At 47.3% G+C, this 20,447-nt stretch carries 20 protein-coding genes; 11 read left to right on the top strand and 9 right to left on the bottom strand.

All coding sequences use genetic code 11. The features are described 5' to 3' along the window. Positions 1–70 precede the first annotated feature (70 nt). Together JAO78_RS12180 and JAO78_RS12175 are read left to right on the top strand one after the other, a co-directional pair. On the top strand, positions 71–628 hold the full coding sequence (locus tag JAO78_RS12180) for an NAD(P)H nitroreductase (protein WP_226751635.1): 558 nt from the start codon (positions 71–73) through the stop codon (positions 626–628). A gap of 335 nt (positions 629–963) precedes the next feature. Then, positions 964–2,190 carry a threonine/serine exporter family protein gene (locus JAO78_RS12175; protein WP_226751634.1) on the top strand — a complete coding sequence of 409 codons (1,227 nt, stop codon included), beginning with the start codon at positions 964–966 and terminating at the stop codon, positions 2,188–2,190. Between the two features lie 142 nt (positions 2,191–2,332). Here JAO78_RS12175 and asnS read toward each other — a convergent pair whose 3' ends face one another. From asnS to bioA, 4 genes are all read right to left on the bottom strand, one after another. Then, positions 2,333–3,733: an asparagine--tRNA ligase gene (asnS, locus tag JAO78_RS12170; protein ID WP_226751633.1), complete on the bottom strand. Its 1,401-nt coding sequence runs from the start codon at positions 3,731–3,733 to the stop codon at positions 2,333–2,335. Positions 3,734–3,965: 232 nt separating this feature from the next. Further along, the gene (locus tag JAO78_RS12165) at positions 3,966–4,493 is read right to left on the bottom strand and encodes a hypothetical protein (RefSeq protein WP_226751632.1); all 528 of its coding nucleotides are present in this window, start codon (positions 4,491–4,493) and stop codon (positions 3,966–3,968) included. Then, the gene (locus JAO78_RS12160) at positions 4,490–5,347 is read right to left on the bottom strand and encodes an MBL fold metallo-hydrolase (RefSeq protein WP_226751631.1); all 858 of its coding nucleotides are present in this window, start codon (positions 5,345–5,347) and stop codon (positions 4,490–4,492) included. Before JAO78_RS12160 ends, JAO78_RS12165 begins: the two co-directional genes overlap by 4 nt. A 102-nt stretch (positions 5,348–5,449) precedes the next feature. Further along, positions 5,450–6,718, bottom strand: a complete 1,269-nt coding sequence (bioA, locus tag JAO78_RS12155) for an adenosylmethionine--8-amino-7-oxononanoate transaminase (protein ID WP_226751630.1) — start codon at positions 6,716–6,718, stop codon at positions 5,450–5,452. A 107-nt stretch (positions 6,719–6,825) separates the two neighbouring features. Between bioA and bioB the strand changes: the two genes are divergently transcribed. From bioB to bioD, 4 genes are read left to right on the top strand one after another with little or no spacing between them, the layout of a single operon-like run. After that, positions 6,826–7,923 (top strand): biotin synthase BioB, encoded by a 1,098-nt coding sequence (bioB, locus tag JAO78_RS12150; protein ID WP_226751629.1) that lies wholly within the window; start codon positions 6,826–6,828, stop codon positions 7,921–7,923. Between the two features lie 9 nt (positions 7,924–7,932). Continuing rightward, positions 7,933–9,099 (top strand): aminotransferase class I/II-fold pyridoxal phosphate-dependent enzyme, encoded by a 1,167-nt coding sequence (locus JAO78_RS12145; RefSeq protein WP_226751628.1) that lies wholly within the window; start codon positions 7,933–7,935, stop codon positions 9,097–9,099. Then, positions 9,093–9,866: a methyltransferase domain-containing protein gene (locus JAO78_RS12140; protein ID WP_226751627.1), complete on the top strand. Its 774-nt coding sequence runs from the start codon at positions 9,093–9,095 to the stop codon at positions 9,864–9,866. The genes JAO78_RS12145 and JAO78_RS12140 overlap by 7 nt, the downstream gene beginning before the upstream one ends. Before the next feature lie 42 nt (positions 9,867–9,908). Further along, a complete protein-coding gene (gene bioD / locus JAO78_RS12135; RefSeq protein WP_226751626.1) occupies positions 9,909–10,613 on the top strand; it encodes a dethiobiotin synthase in 705 nt (234 codons plus the stop codon). Here the strand turns inward: bioD and pepE are convergent. Beyond that, complete coding sequence (pepE, locus tag JAO78_RS12130) at positions 10,610–11,347, bottom strand: dipeptidase PepE (RefSeq protein ID WP_226751625.1); 738 nt, start codon at positions 11,345–11,347, stop codon at positions 10,610–10,612. The genes bioD and pepE overlap by 4 nt on opposite strands. A 137-nt stretch (positions 11,348–11,484) precedes the next feature. On the opposite strand from pepE, the gene htpX reads away from it, so the two are divergent. The 3 genes from htpX to JAO78_RS12115 all read left to right on the top strand — a co-directional run bounded on the left by htpX (position 11,485) and on the right by JAO78_RS12115 (position 13,895). After that, positions 11,485–12,345 (top strand): protease HtpX, encoded by an 861-nt coding sequence (gene htpX / locus JAO78_RS12125; protein ID WP_226751624.1) that lies wholly within the window; start codon positions 11,485–11,487, stop codon positions 12,343–12,345. Positions 12,346–12,429: 84 nt separating this feature from the next. Continuing rightward, entirely contained in the window at positions 12,430–13,560 is a 1,131-nt protein-coding gene (locus tag JAO78_RS12120; RefSeq protein WP_226751623.1) for a pyridoxal-phosphate-dependent aminotransferase family protein, read from the top strand. 89 nt (positions 13,561–13,649) lie between these two features. Beyond that, positions 13,650–13,895, top strand: a complete 246-nt coding sequence (locus tag JAO78_RS12115; protein ID WP_226751622.1) for a TIGR02647 family protein — start codon at positions 13,650–13,652, stop codon at positions 13,893–13,895. Between the two features lie 6 nt (positions 13,896–13,901). On the opposite strand, the gene JAO78_RS12110 is transcribed toward JAO78_RS12115, so the two are convergent. From JAO78_RS12110 to JAO78_RS12095, 4 genes are read right to left on the bottom strand one after another with little or no spacing between them, the layout of a single operon-like run. Beyond that, positions 13,902–15,848 carry a transglutaminase TgpA family protein gene (locus JAO78_RS12110; protein ID WP_226751621.1) on the bottom strand — a complete coding sequence of 649 codons (1,947 nt, stop codon included), beginning with the start codon at positions 15,846–15,848 and terminating at the stop codon, positions 13,902–13,904. Beyond that, positions 15,842–16,795, bottom strand: coding sequence for a DUF58 domain-containing protein (locus JAO78_RS12105; RefSeq protein ID WP_226751620.1), 954 nt, complete (start codon positions 16,793–16,795; stop codon positions 15,842–15,844). Before JAO78_RS12105 ends, JAO78_RS12110 begins: the two co-directional genes overlap by 7 nt. After that, complete coding sequence (locus tag JAO78_RS12100) at positions 16,792–17,700, bottom strand: AAA family ATPase (RefSeq protein ID WP_226751619.1); 909 nt, start codon at positions 17,698–17,700, stop codon at positions 16,792–16,794. Before JAO78_RS12100 ends, JAO78_RS12105 begins: the two co-directional genes overlap by 4 nt. A 55-nt stretch (positions 17,701–17,755) precedes the next feature. After that, positions 17,756–18,391 (bottom strand): response regulator transcription factor, encoded by a 636-nt coding sequence (locus JAO78_RS12095; protein WP_226751618.1) that lies wholly within the window; start codon positions 18,389–18,391, stop codon positions 17,756–17,758. A gap of 65 nt (positions 18,392–18,456) precedes the next feature. Between JAO78_RS12095 and JAO78_RS12090 the strand changes: the two genes are divergently transcribed. After that, a complete protein-coding gene (locus tag JAO78_RS12090) occupies positions 18,457–18,930 on the top strand; it encodes a low molecular weight protein-tyrosine-phosphatase (RefSeq protein WP_226751617.1) in 474 nt (157 codons plus the stop codon). A 124-nt stretch (positions 18,931–19,054) separates the two neighbouring features. Continuing rightward, the gene (locus tag JAO78_RS12085; RefSeq protein WP_226751616.1) at positions 19,055–20,404 is read left to right on the top strand and encodes a class II 3-deoxy-7-phosphoheptulonate synthase; all 1,350 of its coding nucleotides are present in this window, start codon (positions 19,055–19,057) and stop codon (positions 20,402–20,404) included. The last annotated feature ends 43 nt before the right edge of the window (positions 20,405–20,447 follow it).

Raw genomic sequence — 20,447 nt, 5'->3', positions numbered from 1 at the left:
TGAAAAATTGCCGTGAGAAATTCAGCAATATTTGGTAGCCTGAATTAACGCTTTTGAAAAGGTTAAGTTTATGGATGCATTAACGCTACTGACTACCCGATATTCCTCGCCACGACTGCGCGAACCTGCGCCAGAAGGTGAGGCGCTAAACTTAATTAAGCGTGCCGCTATACAAGTACCGGATCACGGTGCTTTGAGGCCTTGGCGTTTTGTTGTGGCTGAAGGCCGTGACGCGCTAACACGCTTAGGGGATATATTTGCCGAAGCAGCGATTGAAGAAGATCCGTCTATCTCAATTGATATGCAGGAGCGTGCCCGACAGTTACCCATGCGAGCACCCATGGTGATCATTTGTATTGCTAAGATAACTGAGCATGCAAAAGTGCCGTCTGTAGAACAAGTGCAATCCGTTGCGTGCAGCGTGATGGCGATGCAACAAATGGCGTTTGCGCTAGGTTTTGGTGGTATTTGGCGTACGGGAGCTTACGCACAATATGATTATGTGAAACAAGCTTTTAAACTGGATGCCGATGATGAAATTGTGGGCTTTTTGTATCTAGGCACCCCCAATGGTCAAGCACCACAAAAGAGTGCTTTAGAGCCAGAGGCTTTTTTTAGCGATTTTTAAGCTTAAACCCTTTTTATTAAACGCTGCCACTGGCCAAAACGCTGAGTGCTAAGTGTGATGCTTTGATCAATAAAACAGCCAGTGGCTTTTGCCATCTGGCTGTTTTTTTAGGTTACGGTTATTTACCCGGAGCATTCTTGTTTTGGTCTCTTTGATGTGTTGGCGCTATCGATAATTTTTCACCCTCCACACTGTGACTTAAAACCAAGCGGGTTAAACCCCGTAAACTATTTCGCTTAAATTTTACCCTGTGACAAGTCTGACATCATTACTGCGTTACGTTACAATAGGTATTTTAAAGCATTTAACTATAGCCAACCGCAGGACGACTTCATTTGTATAGTACTGATTTTAACCAAAAACGTAAATTTATTGTCAAATTAGGTAAGATGCTGCACAAGTACGGCACACCTGCATATCGGTTAGAGGCCCATTTAACGGAGCTAACTTCGCATCTGGGTATAAAGGGTTCGTTTATTATCTCGCCAACGTCTATGACTTTTGTGCTTTGGACCGATGGTCATGAGCAAGAGTACACCCATGCTTCTCGTGTAAACCCAGGGGATTTAGATTTGGGCGCTTTATCTCGAACCGATGAACTGGTAGATCAGGTGCTCAGTGGCCAAGTTGGCTTAGTTGAAGCCGATTCGTTGCTCGACATTATTGATGCCCGCCCCAGCTCTTACGGTAAGCTGGCTACCGCCATTGCCATGATGGGATCCGGTGGTGCCTTTGCGATGTTAATGGCAACCAGTTGGAATGATGTGCTGTGGTCGTCTTTATTGTCGCTATTGGTTTACTTATTTATGCTATGGGCGGCACACTCGCCACGCATTAACAATATGCTGGAGCCTCTGGTTGCTCTGGCCGCCGCGATCGGTGCTTGTGCAATTAGCAGCTATATCGATCCGGGTATTAATATTCGTCTTACGGTGCTTTCGGCCATTATTTCATTTATTCCCGGCTTGGCGCTGACCATAGGTTTTGCCGAATTAGCTGCGCGTCATCTGGTATCGGGTAATGCCCGGATCATGGACGCTTTAATGCTGTTGTTTAAATTATACTTTGGCGCTTTTTTAGGGATGGCGATTGGCTTTAAATTATTTGGTATTGTCGATTTTGTTAAACCTGAACCGATTTCACGGTATTTTGCCTGGTTGGCGGTGGGTATCTTAGTTAGCTCGTTGATTGTGTTATTTAAAAGTCGCGGAAAGTATACGCTGTGGTCTTTGGCTGCGGGCTTTATTGCCTATGGGGTTAGTATTACCGGCGCCAGTGCTTTTGATTACACCATGGGGGCTTTTTTAGGCGCTTTCGCTGTTGGTATTTATAGTAACCTGTTTACCCGTTTAGCCAAGGCTCCGGCAGTTATTGTCGCCATGCATGGACTGATTGTGCTAGTACCAGGAAGTAAAACCTATATTGGCTTAAACTCTTTGATTTCTGGGCAAGACTTCGTTGTTTCAGATCGGGTGGGGCAACAAACCTTTTTGATTTTAATGGCGTTGGTCGGCGGGCTTATCTTTGCTAATGTGGCTTTACCGCCGAAGAAAAGCTTGTGATAAAACAGTAAAATGGAAACCTTTGGTAACAACTTAAAAAAATGCCAGTCAGTTAAGCTGGCTGGCATTTTATAAGCAGAACTTAAAGGTATCATTCGTTGCCGCGTTGCGTATTAAACACATTACGGCTCGTTCGTTCTAATTAAAACTCAGCGTTCCCTGGAGTGCGTGGGAAGGCAATCACATCTCGTACGTTACCAACACCGGTAACATAAGAGACTAAACGCTCAAAACCCAACCCAAAGCCTGAGTGCGGCACGGTGCCATAACGACGTAAATCGCGATACCAGCCATAATCTTCTTTGTTTAAACCCATTTCAGCTAAGCGTGCATCAAACTGCTCTAAACGCTCTTCACGTTGGCTACCACCGATAATCTCACCAATACCCGGGGCTAATACGTCCATCGCGGCAACGGTTTTACCATCGGCATTTAAACGCATATAGAAGGCTTTAATGTCTTTCGGGTAGTTTTGCATAATGATGGGGGCACCAATATGCTCTTCGGCAAGGTAACGCTCATGCTCTGATTGTAAATCGACACCCCATTCGACAGGGTATTCAAACTTCTTGCCACAGGTTTTTAAGATCTCAATGGCGTCGGTGTAATCCATCCGCACGAAATGAGAGTTAACCACCTGTTCTAAACGCTCGATGGCTTTAGGATCGATACGCTCAGCAAAGAAGGCCATATCATCAGCACGTTCAGTTAATACGGCTTTTAATACGTATTTCAGTAAATCTTCAGCCAGTTGGGCAATGTCTTTTAATTCGGCAAACGCCACTTCGGGTTCAATCATCCAAAACTCAGCCAAATGCCGGCTAGTGTTAGAATTTTCAGCGCGGAAGGTTGGGCCAAAGGTGTAGATTTTTGACATAGCACAGGCGTAAGTTTCGCCGTTTAATTGGCCGGATACGGTCAGGTAAGTTTCTTTACCAAAGAAATCTTTACTAAAATCAATAGCGCCTTTGTCATCACGCGGCAAGTTCTGTAAATCTAAGGTGCTGACCCGGAACATTTCGCCGGCGCCTTCGGTGTCAGAGCCAGTGATCAACGGCGTGCTGATCCAAAAATAGCCTTGTTCATGGAAAAACCGATGGATAGCTTGTGCTAAACAGTGACGAACGCGAGTTACCGCGCCCATGATATTAGTGCGAGCCCGCAAGTGAGCATGCTCGCGCAGATATTCCATACTATGGCGTTTGGGGGCCATCGGGTAGGTGTCTGGATTTTCTACCCAGCCGACGACTTCAACATGATCTGCTTGAATTTCAAACGCTTGGCCTTGACCTTCTGAACGAGCAATAACGCCAGACACAATAACTGAACATGATGTCGTTAAGCGTTTAACTTCCGTTTCATAATTGGTTAATTCTGCGGGCACTACCGCCTGAACGGCATCGAAACAACTGCCGTCGTGCACAGCTAAAAAGGAAATGCCAGCTTTCGAATCGCGGCGGGTTCTGATCCAACCTTTTACAGTTACTTTATCGCCAATCGAATAGTGACCGGCCAAAACGTCTTTTATTACGGCATGCGTCATGCAAACAACTCCCGAAGGTGCAATGGGGCGAGGGCTAAGCCTCTAATGATAAAAACAGCAATGATACTTTGCTAGTGGCTGAAAACAAGCAAAAAGTGGCGCTGTAACCAAAAAGTCTTGTTATCAAAGCGAGTAGGTGTTTTGCGGCCAATCACGACACAGCGATTGAAGGGTTGTTAAGTGACATGTGGCGGTTGCAGAAAAACAGCGCAAAACAGCTTAACCGCCGTGTTTATTGATAAATGCCGACTAATTGTACTTGCGCTTGTTCCAACGAAGGTAAGGCTAAAAGCTGTTGACCGCTGCTGTCTAAAATCACTGTTTGTCCGACAGCCCAAAGACGGCTGTAACGGCGATCTTTATCCACCACAAAAGCTTGCAAGGTATCGGTTAGACGCAAACGTTTCCCGTCGGCATGCGAGCTGATCAGGGTCAGTTTTGTACCTTTACGCTCTTGTAACTCGCCACTTTGATAACGCGCTTGAAAGGTAAAACCGGCAATAAACAGCTCGTTACTGCCTGTTTTTAAATTACGGCCGCTAATCAGTACGGGCGTACCCGCCAAACCAAATTGTGTGGCGGTGACGCGCCACACTGTGCCATCAGAGAGTGTCAGTTGATTGTTATCATAACTGGCGATCTCAGCGACTAAATAGCTCAGCGGATCGCCGGGTAAGGGGCTTTGCTGCTGTTGTGCTAAAGCGCTACTGGCAGCTAAGCCGATAGCACATAGAAACAAAGTCAGCGCTGCGGTTCTCAAGGTTGGGTTGCCTGATAAAGCGTTTTAATCCAGCGCGCTTCAGTAATAAAATTCCAATGCCACGCATTAAACTGCTCGCCTAAACCTCGGTCGATCATTTGTTGCTCGGTGAGTCCTTCAGCACGCCAAGCTACAACTTGTGCCATGGTTTGCTCCATCATCTTCAGTTCTTTAGCTAAACCGGCTTTGTTAGTTAAATCACCATGTCCAGGGATGACTTGGGTGTTGTCATCAATACGCTGTAGCACATAACGGGTGTTTTCAATGTACTGCTGCACATTGCCGCCATTACCAAAATCGATGTACGGGAAACGACCTTGAAACATTAAATCGCCCATATGTACGATGTTAAACTGTGGGAACCAGACCAGGATATCGCCATCAGTGTGACTGGCAGGCATGGGCTCAAGCATTAATTCAATGTTGCCATGTTTGATGTTTAACACTTTATCAAAGGTCGTTTTAGGTAAGCCCGCTGGGTTGAAGTTACTGTCATTGCGTAGCCGAGTCAGTACATTTACATGCGCAATAATATCGGCATTAGCGGCTAAGGCTGCATTACCACCGACATGATCGCCGTGCATGTGGGTGTTAATCAGGGTTGTGAGCTCACCTGGGCTAAGGGTTTTTAACTTGGCGCGGATTTTATCTGCCAGCTCAACATACTGACTGTCAATTAACAGCACCGAATCGGCAGTGGTCACTGCCGCCATATTGCCACCGGCTCCGGTTAACATGTAAATATCTTTTGCTAGCGTTGCTGAATTAATTTGAACATCAGCAAAACGATCAGCGAAAGCGAATTGGCTGGTAACTAACAAACTAACCGCGGTGACTAGGGTACGCAACTTCATACAACACTCCTACTGATAGGGAAGACAACTTTAGGTTAGTTGTGCTTACGCTAGACTAACGCATCTGGTTCGATGTAGCGTATTTATTTTTGTACAGCCGCATTAAGCGGCTACCGTGAGCATCGCTGCTGTTAATTTACTCAGTTCCTGCGCGCTAATGGTAAAAGGCGGCATCACGTAAATCAAATGGTTAAACGGCCGGATCCAGACGCCTAGCTCGACAAACTGTGCTTGTAACAGCGCAACATCAACCGGCTGATGCATTTCAAATACGCCAATGGCACCTAACACCCGTACCTCTTTTACTTTAGCAAAGTGTTTAGCTGCTGCAAGCTCTGTGTTTAATTGCTGCGCTATGGCCGCAACTTGCTGCTGCCAGTCGTTTTGCGCAATCAGTTTTAAGCTGGCGAGTGCGACCGCACAGGCCAGCGGATTTGCCATAAAGGTGGGGCCATGCATTAAGCCACCCGCGGCACTTTTGCTAATACCCCGTGCTACTTCATCTGTGCACAGTGTCGCGGCCAAGGTTAAATAACCACCGCTGAGAGCTTTGCCTACACACATAATATCGGGTGCGATGTCCGCATGCTCACAAGCAAATAATTTGCCGGTACGGCCAAAGCCCGTGGCAATCTCATCGGCAATCAATAACACCTTATACTGATTACACAGCGCGCGAGCCCGGCGTAAGTACTCCGGATGATAAAAGCGCATACCCCCATAGCCTTGTACAATCGGCTCAAGGATTAATGCGGCAATGTGTTGGTGTTCAGCGGCAAGCAGCGTCTCGAGCGGTGCCATGCACTCTGCAATAAATGGCTGGTCGAACGGGCACGCGGGTGCCGGCAAAAAGAAGTGTTGTGGTAATAGCTCACTGAACATGCTGTGCATGCTATCGGTAGGATCGCATACCGCCATCGCCGCAAACGTATCACCATGATAGCCCTTACGTAGGCTAATTAACTTGGTTTTCTGTGGCGTGTCACTGGCTTGCCAGTATTGCAGGGCCATTTTTATCGCTACTTCGACGGCAATTGACCCACTATCCGCTAAAAATACCTTGCTTAGGGGCGCGGGTACCATGCTGAGCAATTGCTGACACAACTGCACGGCGGGGGCATGCGTAATACCGCCAAACATCACATGGGCCATCTTGGCGAGTTGCTCGGTAACGGCGGCATTTAATACAGGATGATTATAACCATGTACCGCCGACCACCATGACGCGGTGCCATCAATTAAGCGACGGCCATCTTCTAAAATGAGTGTACAGCCCTCAGCCGCTGCAACAGGATAAACAGGCAAAGGGTTTAGCATAGACGTGTAGGGATGCCAAATATGTTGCCGATCAAAAGCCAAATCAGTGCTCATAAAATAATCATTAGTAAAGTTTTTGGGGTGGTCAGCGTTGACAAGCTGGCCGCTAGCGCTAGACTAGCCGAAAAAAACCGTGATCACAAATCTCGCAGGGACCTATTATGCAGGCGAATACCGCAGCTCCATCACCACAAGATACCTCCGCTTTTACCGCTCAAGCCGCTGCGCCGGTGCGGCATAATTGGTCACTGGCCGAGGTTAATGCACTGTATGCATTACCCTTTAATGACTTATTATTTCAAGCACAAACCGTGCATCGTGCTCATTTTAAACCAAATGAAGTGCAAATCAGCACGCTGTTATCCATTAAAACAGGAGCTTGCGCCGAAGATTGTAAATATTGCCCACAAAGCGGCCATTACAATACCGGTTTAGAGCGCGAGCGCTTAATCGAAGTAGAAAAAGTGTTACAGCAAGCTCAAGCGGCTAAGCAAAAAGGCGCTAGCCGTTTTTGCATGGGCGCGGCTTGGAGTAACCCTAAGCAACGCGATATGCCTTACATTATTGAAATGGTGCGTGGCGTTAAAGCCATTGGGCTTGAAACCTGTATGACATTGGGTATGTTAGAAGCCGAGCAAGCTCAAACCTTAGCGTCCGCTGGTTTAGATTACTACAACCATAACCTCGATACCTCGCCAGAATTTTACGGTGAAATTATTACGACCCGCACTTATCAAGACCGGCTGGATACCTTAACGCATGTGCGTGATGCCGGGATGAAAGTGTGTTGTGGCGGTATTGTCGGTATGGGGGAAACCGCCAATGATCGTTCAGCGCTATTAATGCAACTGGCTAATTTACCTGAGCATCCGCAAAGTGTGCCAATTAATATGTTGGTAAAAGTAAAAGGCACACCGCTGGAAAACGTTGATGATTTAGACGCTTTCGAATTTATTCGCACCATTGCCGTAGCACGTATAATGTTACCGCAAAGTCATGTACGTTTATCGGCGGGGCGCTCGCGGATGAATGAACAGATGCAGGCATTATGTTTCTTTGCAGGTGCCAACTCGATTTTCTATGGCGATAAATTACTAACCACAGAAAACCCGGAAGCCGATGCCGATATGCAGCTATTTGCTAAGTTAGGGATCAACTCAGCACAGCAGCATGATGTTTCAGATGAAGCGCATGAACTCGCTTTAGCGGATGCGATTAAAGAGCAGCAGAACCCACCGTTATATCACGCCGCTGGCTAGGAGTGGCGAATGCACCTGAGTCAGTTAGAGCATGCTTTACAACAACGCCGCAGCGAGGGTTTACTGCGGCAAAGCCAAGTAATAGCCGATTATAAAGGCCGCTATTTAGAAGTGGGTGGTCAATGTTATTTAAACTTTTCTGCCAATGATTATTTAGGCTTAGCGAATTCAAGTAAAGTAAAAGCCAGTTATGCCGCCGGCGCTGAGCGCTATGGTGCGGGCAGTACCGGCTCGCCGTTAGTCACTGGCTATCATCATATTCATCAGCAGCTGACAGCGCAACTTGCCGCATGGCTCGGTTTTGAGCGTGTGCTGTTATTTAGCTCAGGTTTTGCCGCCAATCAAGCCATGTTACAAAGCTTGGCGGCCAGTAACGATCTCTTGCTGTTAGATAAGTTAAGTCATGCCTCATTAATTGACGCTGCCCTGGCACATAAAGGGGGTTTTCGCCGCTTTGCCCATAATGATTTAAACGCCTTAGCGCGCCTGTTACCGGAAACACCGGACGCTGAAAATCACAGTCTTGTGGTCACGGAAGGCGTCTTTAGTATGGATGGTGATAGCCCCGATCTTGTGGCGCTATCTAAGCTCTGTCAGCAACGGCAAGCGGCTCTGCTGCTGGACGATGCACATGGCTTAGGGGTGCTAGGTGAACAAGGCCGCGGCAGTTGGCAGGTACAGGGATTAGCTTCGCAACAGTTGTATTGCTACATGGCTAACTTTGGTAAAGCGCTTGGCGTGGGCGGGGCTTTTTTGGCGGGAAGCAAAACGGTTATCGACTACATTGAACAATTTGCACGACATTATATTTACAGCACGGCTTTGTCACCTGCCTTATGTGCAGCGGTAAGCCAAAGCATTGAGTTGGTACAAACCGAACAATGGCGCCGGGATAAATTACAAGACAATATTCAATTATTCCGCAGCTTAGCGGCAGAGGCCGATTTACCCTGTTTACCCGCGACAGGGGCTATCCAAGCCATTATGCTGGGTAGCAGCGAGCGCGCTGTTGCCCTAAGTCAGCAATTGAAACAATTAGGTATTTGGCTTACCGCCATACGGCAACCGACGGTGCCCGCCGGCAGCGCCAGGTTACGCGTGACGCTTAGCGCGTCACATCAGGCCGAAGATATTCAGTTTTTAATCAAGATGTTAAAGCAGGCGTTAGCATGTTAGCGCAGCCGTTGCAGGTGGCCAGTTGTTTTAGTAAAGCCGCTGGTAGTTATGTCGATGCTGCGCGTTTGCAACGGCAAGTTGCGCAGGCGGCATTGACGCAATTAGTGTCTTTTGGCAAACCGCTGGGGCATTTACTGGACATCGGTTGTGGTCCAGGTTGGTTACACCCAGAGCTATTATCACTGGCCCAAAAAGTCACCGCGGTGGATTTAAGTAGCGGGATGTTAGTCCAGGCGCAAGCTCAGCAATTACCCATCCATTATTTGCAAGCCGATGCCGCGGCGTTGCCACTGCCAACGGCCAGTGTTGATCAGGTATTTTCGAGCCTGATGTTGCAATGGTGTCCTGCGCCGCAACAGGTGTTTGCTGAAATAGCCCGGGTACTTCGCCCTGGCGGGCAGTTTGTGATCACCACCTTGATCGAGGGTACCCTGACTGAAATGGCACAAGCCTTTGCCGCCGTTGATGAGCAGCCGCATATCCATGCCTTTTTAAGCCTAGCCGATTTACAGCACGCCATCTCAGGCGTGGCGTTAGCCTGCTCAATACAAACGACCTGCTATCAGTTACCTTACGCTGATATTTTTGCTCTAGCCAAAGAATTAAAAGCCTTGGGGGCGAATCATCTGGCTAATCGAGCACAACGCGGTCTCACAGGTAAAGGTTATTGGCAGCGGGTCAGTGCCGCTTATCCTCAGTCTGCAGTCGGTATCCCCTTAATTGCCAGTTATTATGTGGTGCAAATTAGCGGGACTAAACCGCTTTAAGTGTATTCAACACCGGTTATTTTCGTTTTAGGAACACAGGCTATGCGCGCAAACAGCTTTTTTGTTACAGGCACCGATACCGATGCGGGGAAAACCTTTGTCAGTACGTTATTACTGCAAGGTTTTCAATCACTTGGCATAAGTGCTGTTGGCGCAAAACCGATAGCGGCTGGTGCAGAAATCAATGAAGCCGGGCAACTTGTGAACAGTGACGCGTTACTGTTACAGCGGCATTCCGGTATCGCGTTACCTTATTCACAGCTTAATCCATTGTGTTTTGCCAAAGCATGCGCACCGCATTTTGCTGCGGCAGAGCTGCAACAACCGTTATCAGAAGCGGTATTATCTGCACAGCGACAACAGTTAGAGCAAAGCGGTGCCGAAATTGTGTTAATCGAAGGCGCGGGTGGCTGGTTATTACCGATCAGTGCTGATCGCTACCTGGCCGATTGGGTGCAAGCAGAAAACCTGCCGGTATTGCTGGTGGTAGGCGTAAAACTGGGCTGTTTAAATCATGCTGTACTGACCGCACGTGAGTTAACACGCAGTGGTTGTCAGGTTATAGGTTGGGTAGCCAATATACTGCAGCCAGAGATGTTATTTCTTGCACAAAACCTGGCTGATCTTACGGCACGATTACCTTGGCCGTTACTCGCTACGGTGCCATTTCAGCCCTCAGTGAGCGAGCAACAAGCCGTGGCACGCACGCTAGCGCACGCCACTGCCCAGCAATTGATGCCAACTTAGCTTGCGTTGTTTAATAAAGGGCGACTTAACGTGGCCGCAAACTGTGCCGTTAATTCCGTGTTCTCGGCAATCGCTTGTTTTGTTCCCGCCAAAAACCAATAGCCTCCGGCTTGACCTAATTGCACAATTTGATTGTCTGTGATCTTAAGTGCAGTGCCCTCGGGTAAGCCGATGATTGGCACACTGGGGTTTAACTGCATAAATTCAGCGAGGCGCATATCACGCGTTTCACCATGAAAATCAGCGGTTACCACATCGGTATAATGCGGGTTTAATTGCGCATTTAAAAAATGCAAAGTGGCAAAAGACGGGGGTTCGACAATCGGCATGTCATTAGTGGTGCGGATAGTTTCACCTGCGATATTGGCGCCAGCACTCCAGCCAATATAGGGCATACCATTGGTTACGCGTTGCCGAATGGCGTTAATAAGATCGTTTTTATACAAGAGGTTAACTAGCTGGAAGGTATTACCACCGCCGATTAAAATGGCTTCGGCATTAAGAACCGCAGCTTTAGCATCGGCTTGTTGATGTAGTGCATCGACGCGGATATTCAAGCTCGCTAAGGCGGCTTTCACGTTAAGATAATATTGTTCGTGACTGATGGTCACGCCGGCATAAGGAATAAACAGTACCGAGGATACTTTACTCAAATGGGTTTTGATCCAGGCTAAGTATGGTGTCAAATATTCGCTGTTATTGGCACGTGAGCTACTGAGTAATAACAAGTTCATAAACTAGTCCAAAAGGTCATTTTTGCAAATGTTACCTGAAAAAGTGAAATATTTCTGTGACTTTGTTAAACCTTAAATTGATTTTGTGGTCTTTGCCCATATATTACTAAACAGTGATCATTATGAGGTAAAAAAGCATGAAAAGAGTCTTGTTGTTCTTAGCAACAAACTTAGCCGTTATTCTGGTGCTAAGTATTGTGCTCAATGTGGTATTCAGTGCGTTGGGTATTGATCCTAGCAGTATTGGTGGTTTATTGGTGTTTGCAGCCATTTTTGGTTTTGGTGGCTCCTTTATCTCACTATTAATGTCGAAATGGATGGCGAAACGTTCTACCGGTGCGGTAGTGATTACGCAACCACGAAATGCCACTGAACATTGGTTAGTTAACACGGTAGCAAAACAAGCCAAAGCGGCCGGCATTGGTATGCCAGAAGTGGCTATTTATGATTCGCCAGAGATGAATGCCTTTGCCACAGGGGCAAATCGTAATAATGCCTTGGTTGCGGTTTCAACCGGCTTGATGCGCAGTATGAGCGAAGATGAAGTTGAAGCGGTACTGGCACATGAAGTGTCGCATATCGCGAACGGTGACATGGTCACCTTAACCTTGATCCAAGGTGTGGTGAATACCTTTGTTATTTTCTTAGCACGCTTAATTGCTGGGGTGATCCGCAATAACAATCAGCAAATGGGTACCTTTGCTTATTACGGTATCGTGATTGTGTTAGAAATGGTGTTTGGCATCTTGGCTAGCATTATCGTGATGTGGTTCTCGCGTCAACGCGAATACCGTGCGGATGCCGGAGCGGCTCGGATTTCGGGTCCGAACAAAATGATTAAAGCGCTGCAGCGTTTACAGAATAATCATGAAAGTCAGCTTGAGGGCAGTTTAATGGCCTTTGGGATCTCAGGTAAGAAAGCTAAATCAGAATTGTTTTTAAGCCATCCGCCTTTAGAGAAACGGATTGCGGCACTGCGTAACAGCCGCGAATTTTAAGCTTAACTAGCCCTACGATTGTAGGGCTTTTTTTTTCTGTTTAGCTTGTTATGCTAAAGCCTATTTTATTGCTAAGGAGCTGTTATGTTTGCTGCACCGATGATCCCTGCCTTTTATCCACCACGGCGTATTTTAATGGGCCCAGGCCCTTCCGATGTGCATCCTCAGGTGTTAGCCGCCCAGGCCAAACCGATTATTGGCCATTTAGATCCGTTGTTTGTCAGCATGATGGATGAATTAAAACAGTTATTGCAATATGCGTTTCAAACCCGCAATGAGATGACGCTGGCCATTTCAGCTCCGGGTTCAGCCGGTATGGAAGCCTGCTTTGTTAATTTGGTGGAAGCGGGTGACAAGGTTATCGTTTGTCGTAATGGCGTGTTTGGCGAGCGGATGCGTCAAAATGTTGAGCGTTGTGGCGGTATTGCGGTAACGGTTGATTTTAAATGGGGCGAGCCGGTACAACCGGCTGCGGTGGAAGCGCTGCTAAAGGATCATCCGGATGCGCGTTTTTTAGCCTTCGTGCATGCTGAAACCTCCACCGGGGCGTTAAGTGATGCCAAAGCACTGTGTGCTTTGGCCAAGCGATACGGCTGTTTAACTATCGTCGATGCGGTAACATCACTAGGCGGTGTCGAATTACGAGTTGATGAGTGGGGCATTGATGCCATTTATTCGGGTAGTCAAAAATGCTTATCTTGTGTGCCAGGACTCTCGCCTATCTCATTTTCAGCGGCGGCAGTAGCAAAAATTACAGCAAGGACAACACCGGTACAAAGTTGGTTTTTAGATCAGAGTTTAGTGATGGCTTATTGGAGTGGCGGCGCTAAACGCGCTTACCATCATACGGCTCCGGTGAATGCGTTGTATGCCTTACATGAATCACTGCGCTTGTTAGCGGCCGAAGGTTTAGAAAATGCTTGGGCACGTCATCAGGCCATGCATCAAGAACTGCGGGTGGGTTTAGAGCAGTTAGGTATTGCATTTGTAGTAGAGGAACCGTATCGCTTGCCGCAACTGAATGCTATTTATATTCCGCAAGGTATCGATGATGCGAAGGTTCGTGCCACGCTATTAAACGAATTTAACTTAGAAATAGGGGCTGGTCTTGGTGAATTGGCGGGTAAAGCCTGGCGTATTGGTTTAATGGGGTTTGGGGCGCGTCGAGAAAATATTGCTTTGTGCTTACATGCCTTACGGCAGTTATTAAATTAAAACCCAACGACGTCGAGATTAGCGCATTGTTACCTTGCATTTTTTGGCTGACAGTCTAAGGTGTATAAAACAACAATAAGGATGTAACTATGCAGTTTAGCGCTGAATTAATTGATGAAATCCGTGTTTTAGCGATGTTTAATCTCGACAGTGTCAATTCAGGTATCAAAGCGCATAAGATGGCTGAGCCACAAATGCTCGCCGCCATCAGCCGGTTGTATAGCAAGGGGTTGATTAATCAACCTGATGGTGGCTATCTCACCGACTTAGGGATACATTGTGCTGAACAATTACAAACGGCATTACGTATTCTGGGTACGCCTGAATCAAGTTAATTTAAGTTACCGTGCTAAGCGCCGTAACGAGCGGCGCTGTAACCGCAGCTCCCGCCGCAGTAACCTCAGTGCTGCGGCATCATCATTAAATACCGCAGCCTCATATAATTTTCTTAATCGCTCTAAAGCTTGTTGTTGTGCCGGATTTTGTTCTGCTAGCGTAGTCAACCAGCTAGATAAAGTGCAGCCTGCAGCAGGAGTTGTGCCCAGTGCTTGCGTTAGCCAGCGCCATGCTTGATGAGCGTGATCGGCGCGTTGTGTAACGAATTGCCGAAGCATAACGGCTGCGCCTAACAACATTAAGGCGCCTAATGAATACAGCAGCACAGACCAATATTCCCAACGGCGTAAACGTTGCCATAACTGTTCTTGATCTTGTTGATTAAAACCCAGTACCCATACCGACCAAACGTAATCCAGATGTGACCATTGCAAGGCCAGTTGACCCAGCCAATTATCTTGCCAGCCACTGAGTAAGGCGCGTTCATTGTCGCTCAGTGTTTGCTCAATACCCTCAAGGATGCGCTCAGGTGCGATAGCTGCGGTGGGATCATAACGTTGCCAGCCGCTTGCGGTTAAATATTCAACCCAAGCATGGGCATCACGTTGCCTTACTTGCAGGTATTGCTGATTCTCTTGCCAATTGCCCCCCAGATAGCCGCCAACTACACGGGCAGGAATACCGGCGGCACGTAAGATCACAGCAGTTGCAGAGGCATAATGGCTACAAAAGCCGCTTCGCGTTTCATATAAAAATTGATCAATAGCATTTTGACCAAGACGGGGTGGCGTTAAAGTGTAAAAAAACGGCTCTTGTTGAAAATACGCACTGAGTGCTTGCACTATTTTATCGGGTTGTGCTGGAAATTGAGTGGCTAAGGCTGCACCAAAAGCCCTTGCTTGAGGGTTTGCGTTGTTTTGTAACAAATTAAGCTGTTTTTCCGCAGGCGAGGCTAAAGGCACTGTTTGTAAACGACTTTGTAAGCTGTAGCTGATGCGTTGCGTCAACGGCGTTTGGCTGGCCATTAAGGCGGCAGGTTTTGACACAAGGTTGGCTTGCCAGCTAACAGGTAAGCCCAAGCTGAATAAGTCTGTTTGATAGCTACTCTCTGCTAATATTTGATATTTTACCAACGGGGCACCGGCAGAAAATGCGGGTAATTCAGTTACCATCGCTCGGCGTTGCCGCGAATCAAAGCGTGCGTTGACCTGCCAACGGCGACCATCGAAATCTTCGTAAACTTTAGCGCGCCAATACCAATCTGCTTTATCCGGTCGCTCATTTAAAAAGCTTACCCGAAAAGCCAAGGCATCGCTTTGCACTAACTTTTCAATACTGCCGGGGTCGAGTTCATTGCCTAAACCGGTGCTTGCCATATTTTGATTGGGTAATTGCCATAGGGGCGGCAGGCGTGGAAATAATAAAAACATGCCTAGCCAGAGCGGAAAGCTCAGTGCAAAAATGCTCATTAGGCGTTTTGGCTGCAGCGTCGATTCAGCCGGGGCGAATAAGCGATACTGTAAATACAGGTTTAACAGCGCCAGCGCAAAAATCAGGATTGCCATACTCATTTGCTGGTAAAAAATAAAACAGCAGGCAATGGCAAAGTAATGCACCCATAATAATTGCAAGCCTTGGCCACGTTGTTGCACCGTTAAACTGCGCGCTACTGCGGCGAGCAATAAAATATGCAGCATTAGATTAAGCACACCTAATTGCCGTACCTGTAGCAGCATCAATAATAACAGCGGAGCTAACAACACGTTAATTTGTCGATTACTCAGTGCCGGTTTGTTTTGATAAAGTCGCCAAGCCTGAAAGGTCAGCAGTAAAGCAAATAGCAAGCTACTGGCAATACTTAAAGCCGGTTGATATAGCAAAAATAACAGCACTTGTAATAACAGGCCATAAACTGCCCAGTAGCGGGGTAAGGCTAGGTTCGCCATCAGCATAAAGCCAACTCCTGCAGGCAGCGTTCTAGGTGCAGTGCACCTTTTGCCGGGGCTAAAGTGACACTTTGTGTTTGTAAGCCATAACTATGGCCTTGTTGTTCTAACGCTAATAATTGAAAGCAGGCATGGCTTAAAACCGATTCCAGCGCTGCGCCTTGCAATGCCGGGACCTTGATCCAATGCGGTAATGGGCTGGCTTCACCACTGTAACTGCGTACCACCGGTTGCTCGGGTGCGCTGGCAAGCTTACGCCACAAAATGCGTTTGGGACTGTCACCCGCTTGATAGCTTTTGACGTCGTCCGGCTCGAGTAAGGCATAGGGTGTAGTTTGTTTACTTGCTTGCTCGGCGAGTCGCTCGGTATTGGCGTGTATTTGTTCGATGGCTTCTGGATAAACCCAAATAGCAATGGTCAGCGCCGGATAGCTCCAGCAGCGAAATAAGCCCAGCGGAAAGGTGCTACTAAGCTCTAGACGCGGGAGTGGATAATAACCCCGACTCAGTGTGGGTAATGCTAATACAAAGCGGTGTTGCTGGCTTAAGGATTCAACTAATTGCCGTTGTCGTTGACCGCGCAGGCCAATATGCAACATCTGGCAGCTTTTACCGATCAGCGCGAGCGGTAACTGAGCGCGTTCAGGCGCAAAACAACGCGCATCTTGCTTTACGCTTAGTTTTAGCTGATGCATATTTAAAAATGCCAGTAACATCGTCACCATTAATAGGCTAAGCAACATAAAACTGAGCAATAGGATCAAGTTGTTTTGATAATTAGTCCCCATCAGATACAGTAAGGCGATCAAAAACACAAACCACCAACCAAAACGACTGGGCAGAATGTAAATGACACTTTGTGTCAGTTCGACCTCTGTTGCTGCAGGCTGGCGCTTGGCCAACCAAGCCGCAAATTTACGTTTAAACCAATCTTTACTGGCGTTAAACATCATAAGTGACAGGGCGTGCGCTGTATTAAGAGTTGGCTTAACGGGTGTTCGCCGGCAAGGCTTTGCGGATTGAGCCGATGCTCTGCAATGTAAGGGAAGATCTGCTGAACATCATCTGCGGTAACAAAACTGCGGCCTTGCACAAATGCCATCGCTTTAGCGGCGCGGACAATCGCCTTTGCAGCACGCGGTGATAAGGGTAAAAACTCGTTACTATGCCGACTGGCATGCACCAACGCTAAAATGTAATCAAGTACCGCATCGTTAATCGCGACCTTGGGCACCTGTAATTGCAAGTGCCGCAACTGCTCGGGGCTTAACGGTTCGGTTAATAATTGCAAACGTGAGCCTGCCGATTCATCTTGTAATAACTGTTTTTCAGCGACTTTATCTGGAAAACCTAAAGAAATCCGAAACAAAAAACGATCGAGTTGCGACTCGGGTAAGGCACTGGTCCCGGCATGAAACAGCGGGTTTTGCGTGGCGATAACAAAAAAAGGACTCGGTAAAGGCCGCGTTTCGCCATCTATCGAGACTTGGCGCTCTTCCATGGCTTCGAGTAAAGCACTTTGGGTTTTTGGGCTGGCGCGATTAATTTCATCGGCCAGTAACACCTGGCTAAATACCGGGCCCGCTTGAAAGTAAAATTGTGCTGAACGGGTATCATAAATATTGATACCCAGTAAATCGCCGGGTAATAAGTCATTGGTAAATTGCACCCGCTTGTAACTTAAACCAGCGGCATTCGCTAACGCATGGGCTAGGGTGGTTTTGCCCATACCGGGTAAGTCTTCGAGCAATAAATGCCCCTCGGCTAACAGGCAACATAAGGCTAATCTGATTTGTGTGGCTTTACCTAGAATAACCCGGTTCAGGTTTTGTTCTACCCGATGTAGTTCAGCGAGCAAGTGACCTCCGGCAAGATGGGTTTATGCAAATAGAGGCTAACAGTGCAGCAGGGGGTTACTCATGCGGCTCCTGTAACCAACGCACTAATTCTGTGCGATTACGACTGTGTGTCTTCTTAAAAATAGCCGACACGTGAACCTTTACGGTGTTAGCGCTGATTTGGAGCTGTTCAGCGATTTCTTTATTACGCGCTCCTTCGGCGATCAAACGGCTGACCCGTTGCTCTTGATCTGTCAGCAGCGCAGGTAATTTAATGCGTCGATTAGATTGTTCACGCAGTTGAAACAGGGCATCTAAGGCATCAGACATGACGTTACGGGCATAATAAAGTTGGCCTGCCATCATGCTTTGCAGCGCGCGTTTGATCATCTCGGCTTGTTCATCGCTGTAGATAACACCGCGTAAGCCGGCAAAAATAGCTCGGTTAGGGTCGACGAGTTGCCGTTCAGCATGAAATACAAAAAGCGGCACTTGGCGGCTAATACTCAATAAACGCGCAGAGAAGCCTTTTTTAGCAGTTGTATCCGAGCTGAACTGGTAGCCGGCTAAAACACCCTTATAGTGATGTAATTGGCTAAAGGCATTTACGGAGCATTGTTCAACATCTATGCCCACTGTTTTGGCATGACGGTAAGTACTCAGCGGTGTAGTCTCGTCTGTTAACAGCACAAGACGTGAAAACCTTTCCATAATCTTTACCTTTTACACAATTAAGGTAACTATATAACGACAGACCTTATTTTGAAAAGCAAAGTATGACAAAGAAAGTGTTATTTGTATGTTTAGGCAACATTTGCCGCTCTCCAACGGCTCATGCCATCCTCAGACACAAGCTTAATGCCGCTGGATTAGCGATTAAAGTGGAATCTGCAGGCACTAGCGCCAGCCATTCGGGTAATCCGCCGGATCCGCGCTCGGTGAAAGTGGCAGCCTTATCGGGCTATAGTTTTAAAGGGATCCGTTCGCGACCAGTAAAAAGCACTGACTTTAGCGATTACGATCTGATCCTGGCCATGGATAACGACAATCTGCACTCGCTAAAACAGCGTTGCCCCGAAGAGTTACAACATAAATTAGCCTTGTTTATGAGTTACCATCCTGATTTTAACAAATGGCCAGAAGTACCTGATCCTTACTATGGCGGTCAAAAAGGCTTTGAGTTGGTTTATCAATTAATTGAAGACGGTTGTGAGCATTTATTGCAACGTTTGCAAGGCAACCAAAACTAGCCGCTTGTACGTAAATGCAGCAGCTAGCATGTCGACAGCAGAAAAAGTCTATTTTTATGATTGAATTTACGTCCAGAAGTCTATAACTTTGCAGGGTGTTTAATCTATCTACAGGAATTTCATTGTGACCACCTGGACGCCACAAAGTTGGCGACAACTGCCGATCCAACAGCAACCGACTTATCAGGATCAGCAACTACTGCAGCAAGTAGAGCAACAATTACACAAGTACCCACCGTTAGTGTTTGCACAAGAAACGCGGGATTTGTATAGCCAACTCGGCCAAGTGGCTGAGGGAAATGGCTTTTTACTGCAAGGTGGCGACTGCGCCGAAAGTTTTAATGACTTTAATGCGCCCAAAATTCGCGATACGTTTAAAGTCTTACTGCAAATGGCAGTGGTATTAACCTTTGCCGGTGGTTTGCCAGTGGTTAAGGTTGCGCGGATGGCGGGTCAGTATGCCAAACCTCGTTCCAGTGATTTGGAAACCATTAATGGCATTTCCTTACCGAGTTATCGCGGTGACATCGTCAACAGTTTTGAATTTACCGAGCAAGCGCGCCAGCCTGATCCAAACCGTTTAATTACCGCTTATCATCATTCTGCGGCAACGCTTAATTTGCTGCGGGCTTTTGCCCAAGGTGGCTTAGCGGACTTGCATCAGGTTAGTCGCTGGAATATGGGGTTTGTTGAATCTAATCCGCTAAAAGAGCGCTACCAAAGTGTCGCTACTCGCATCCAAGAAGCGCTGCGTTTTATGGAAACCTGTGGCATTACTGCACAAAATTCACCGTCGATTCGGGAAACACAGTTATACACTTCGCATGAAGCGTTATTACTGAATTACGAAGAAGCCTTAACACGCCGTGATACCTTAACGGGTAAGTGGTATGACTGTTCTGCGCATATGGTGTGGATTGGTGAACGGACACGGCAACTCGACCATGCCCATTTAGCTTTTTTCAAAGGTATTCATAACCCGGTTGGCGTGAAAATTGGTCCAGGTATGCAAGAGGATGATTTAATTCGTCTGATTGATGCGTTAAACCCAGAAAATAACGCAGGTCGTTTAACGTTAATTACCCGGATGGGTGCCGATAAGTTAGCCGACAAGCTGCCCGCTTTGGTGCGACGCGTGAAACAAGAAGGTCGTAAGGTCGTCTGGAGTTCTGATCCGATGCATGGCAATACGGTTAAAGCCAGCAACGATTATAAAACCCGTGACTTTGAAGCGATCTTAAAAGAAATTCGCAATTTCTTTGCTGTGCACAAAGCTGAAGGCACCCATGCCGGTGGTATTCACCTAGAAATGACGGGTGAGCATGTGACGGAATGTACGGGTGGCGCTTATGGTTTAAGTGAAAACGATCTCTCTAAACGTTATTTCACGCAATGTGACCCGCGTTTAAATGCTGATCAAGTATTGGAACTAGCCTTTTTGATTGCCGATACGCTAAGTACGGCGCGTAAATAGCCTTCACCGTTAAGTGCTACCGCGCGAGCTAGGTTGCACGTCA

It is taken from the genome of Alishewanella maricola (assembly GCF_016343785.1).
In the GTDB taxonomy this organism is placed as follows: Bacteria; Pseudomonadota; Gammaproteobacteria; order Enterobacterales; family Alteromonadaceae; genus Alishewanella; species Alishewanella maricola.
Note: the sequence above shows the minus strand (reverse complement) of the source record. Positions and strands in the feature narration are given on the sequence as shown.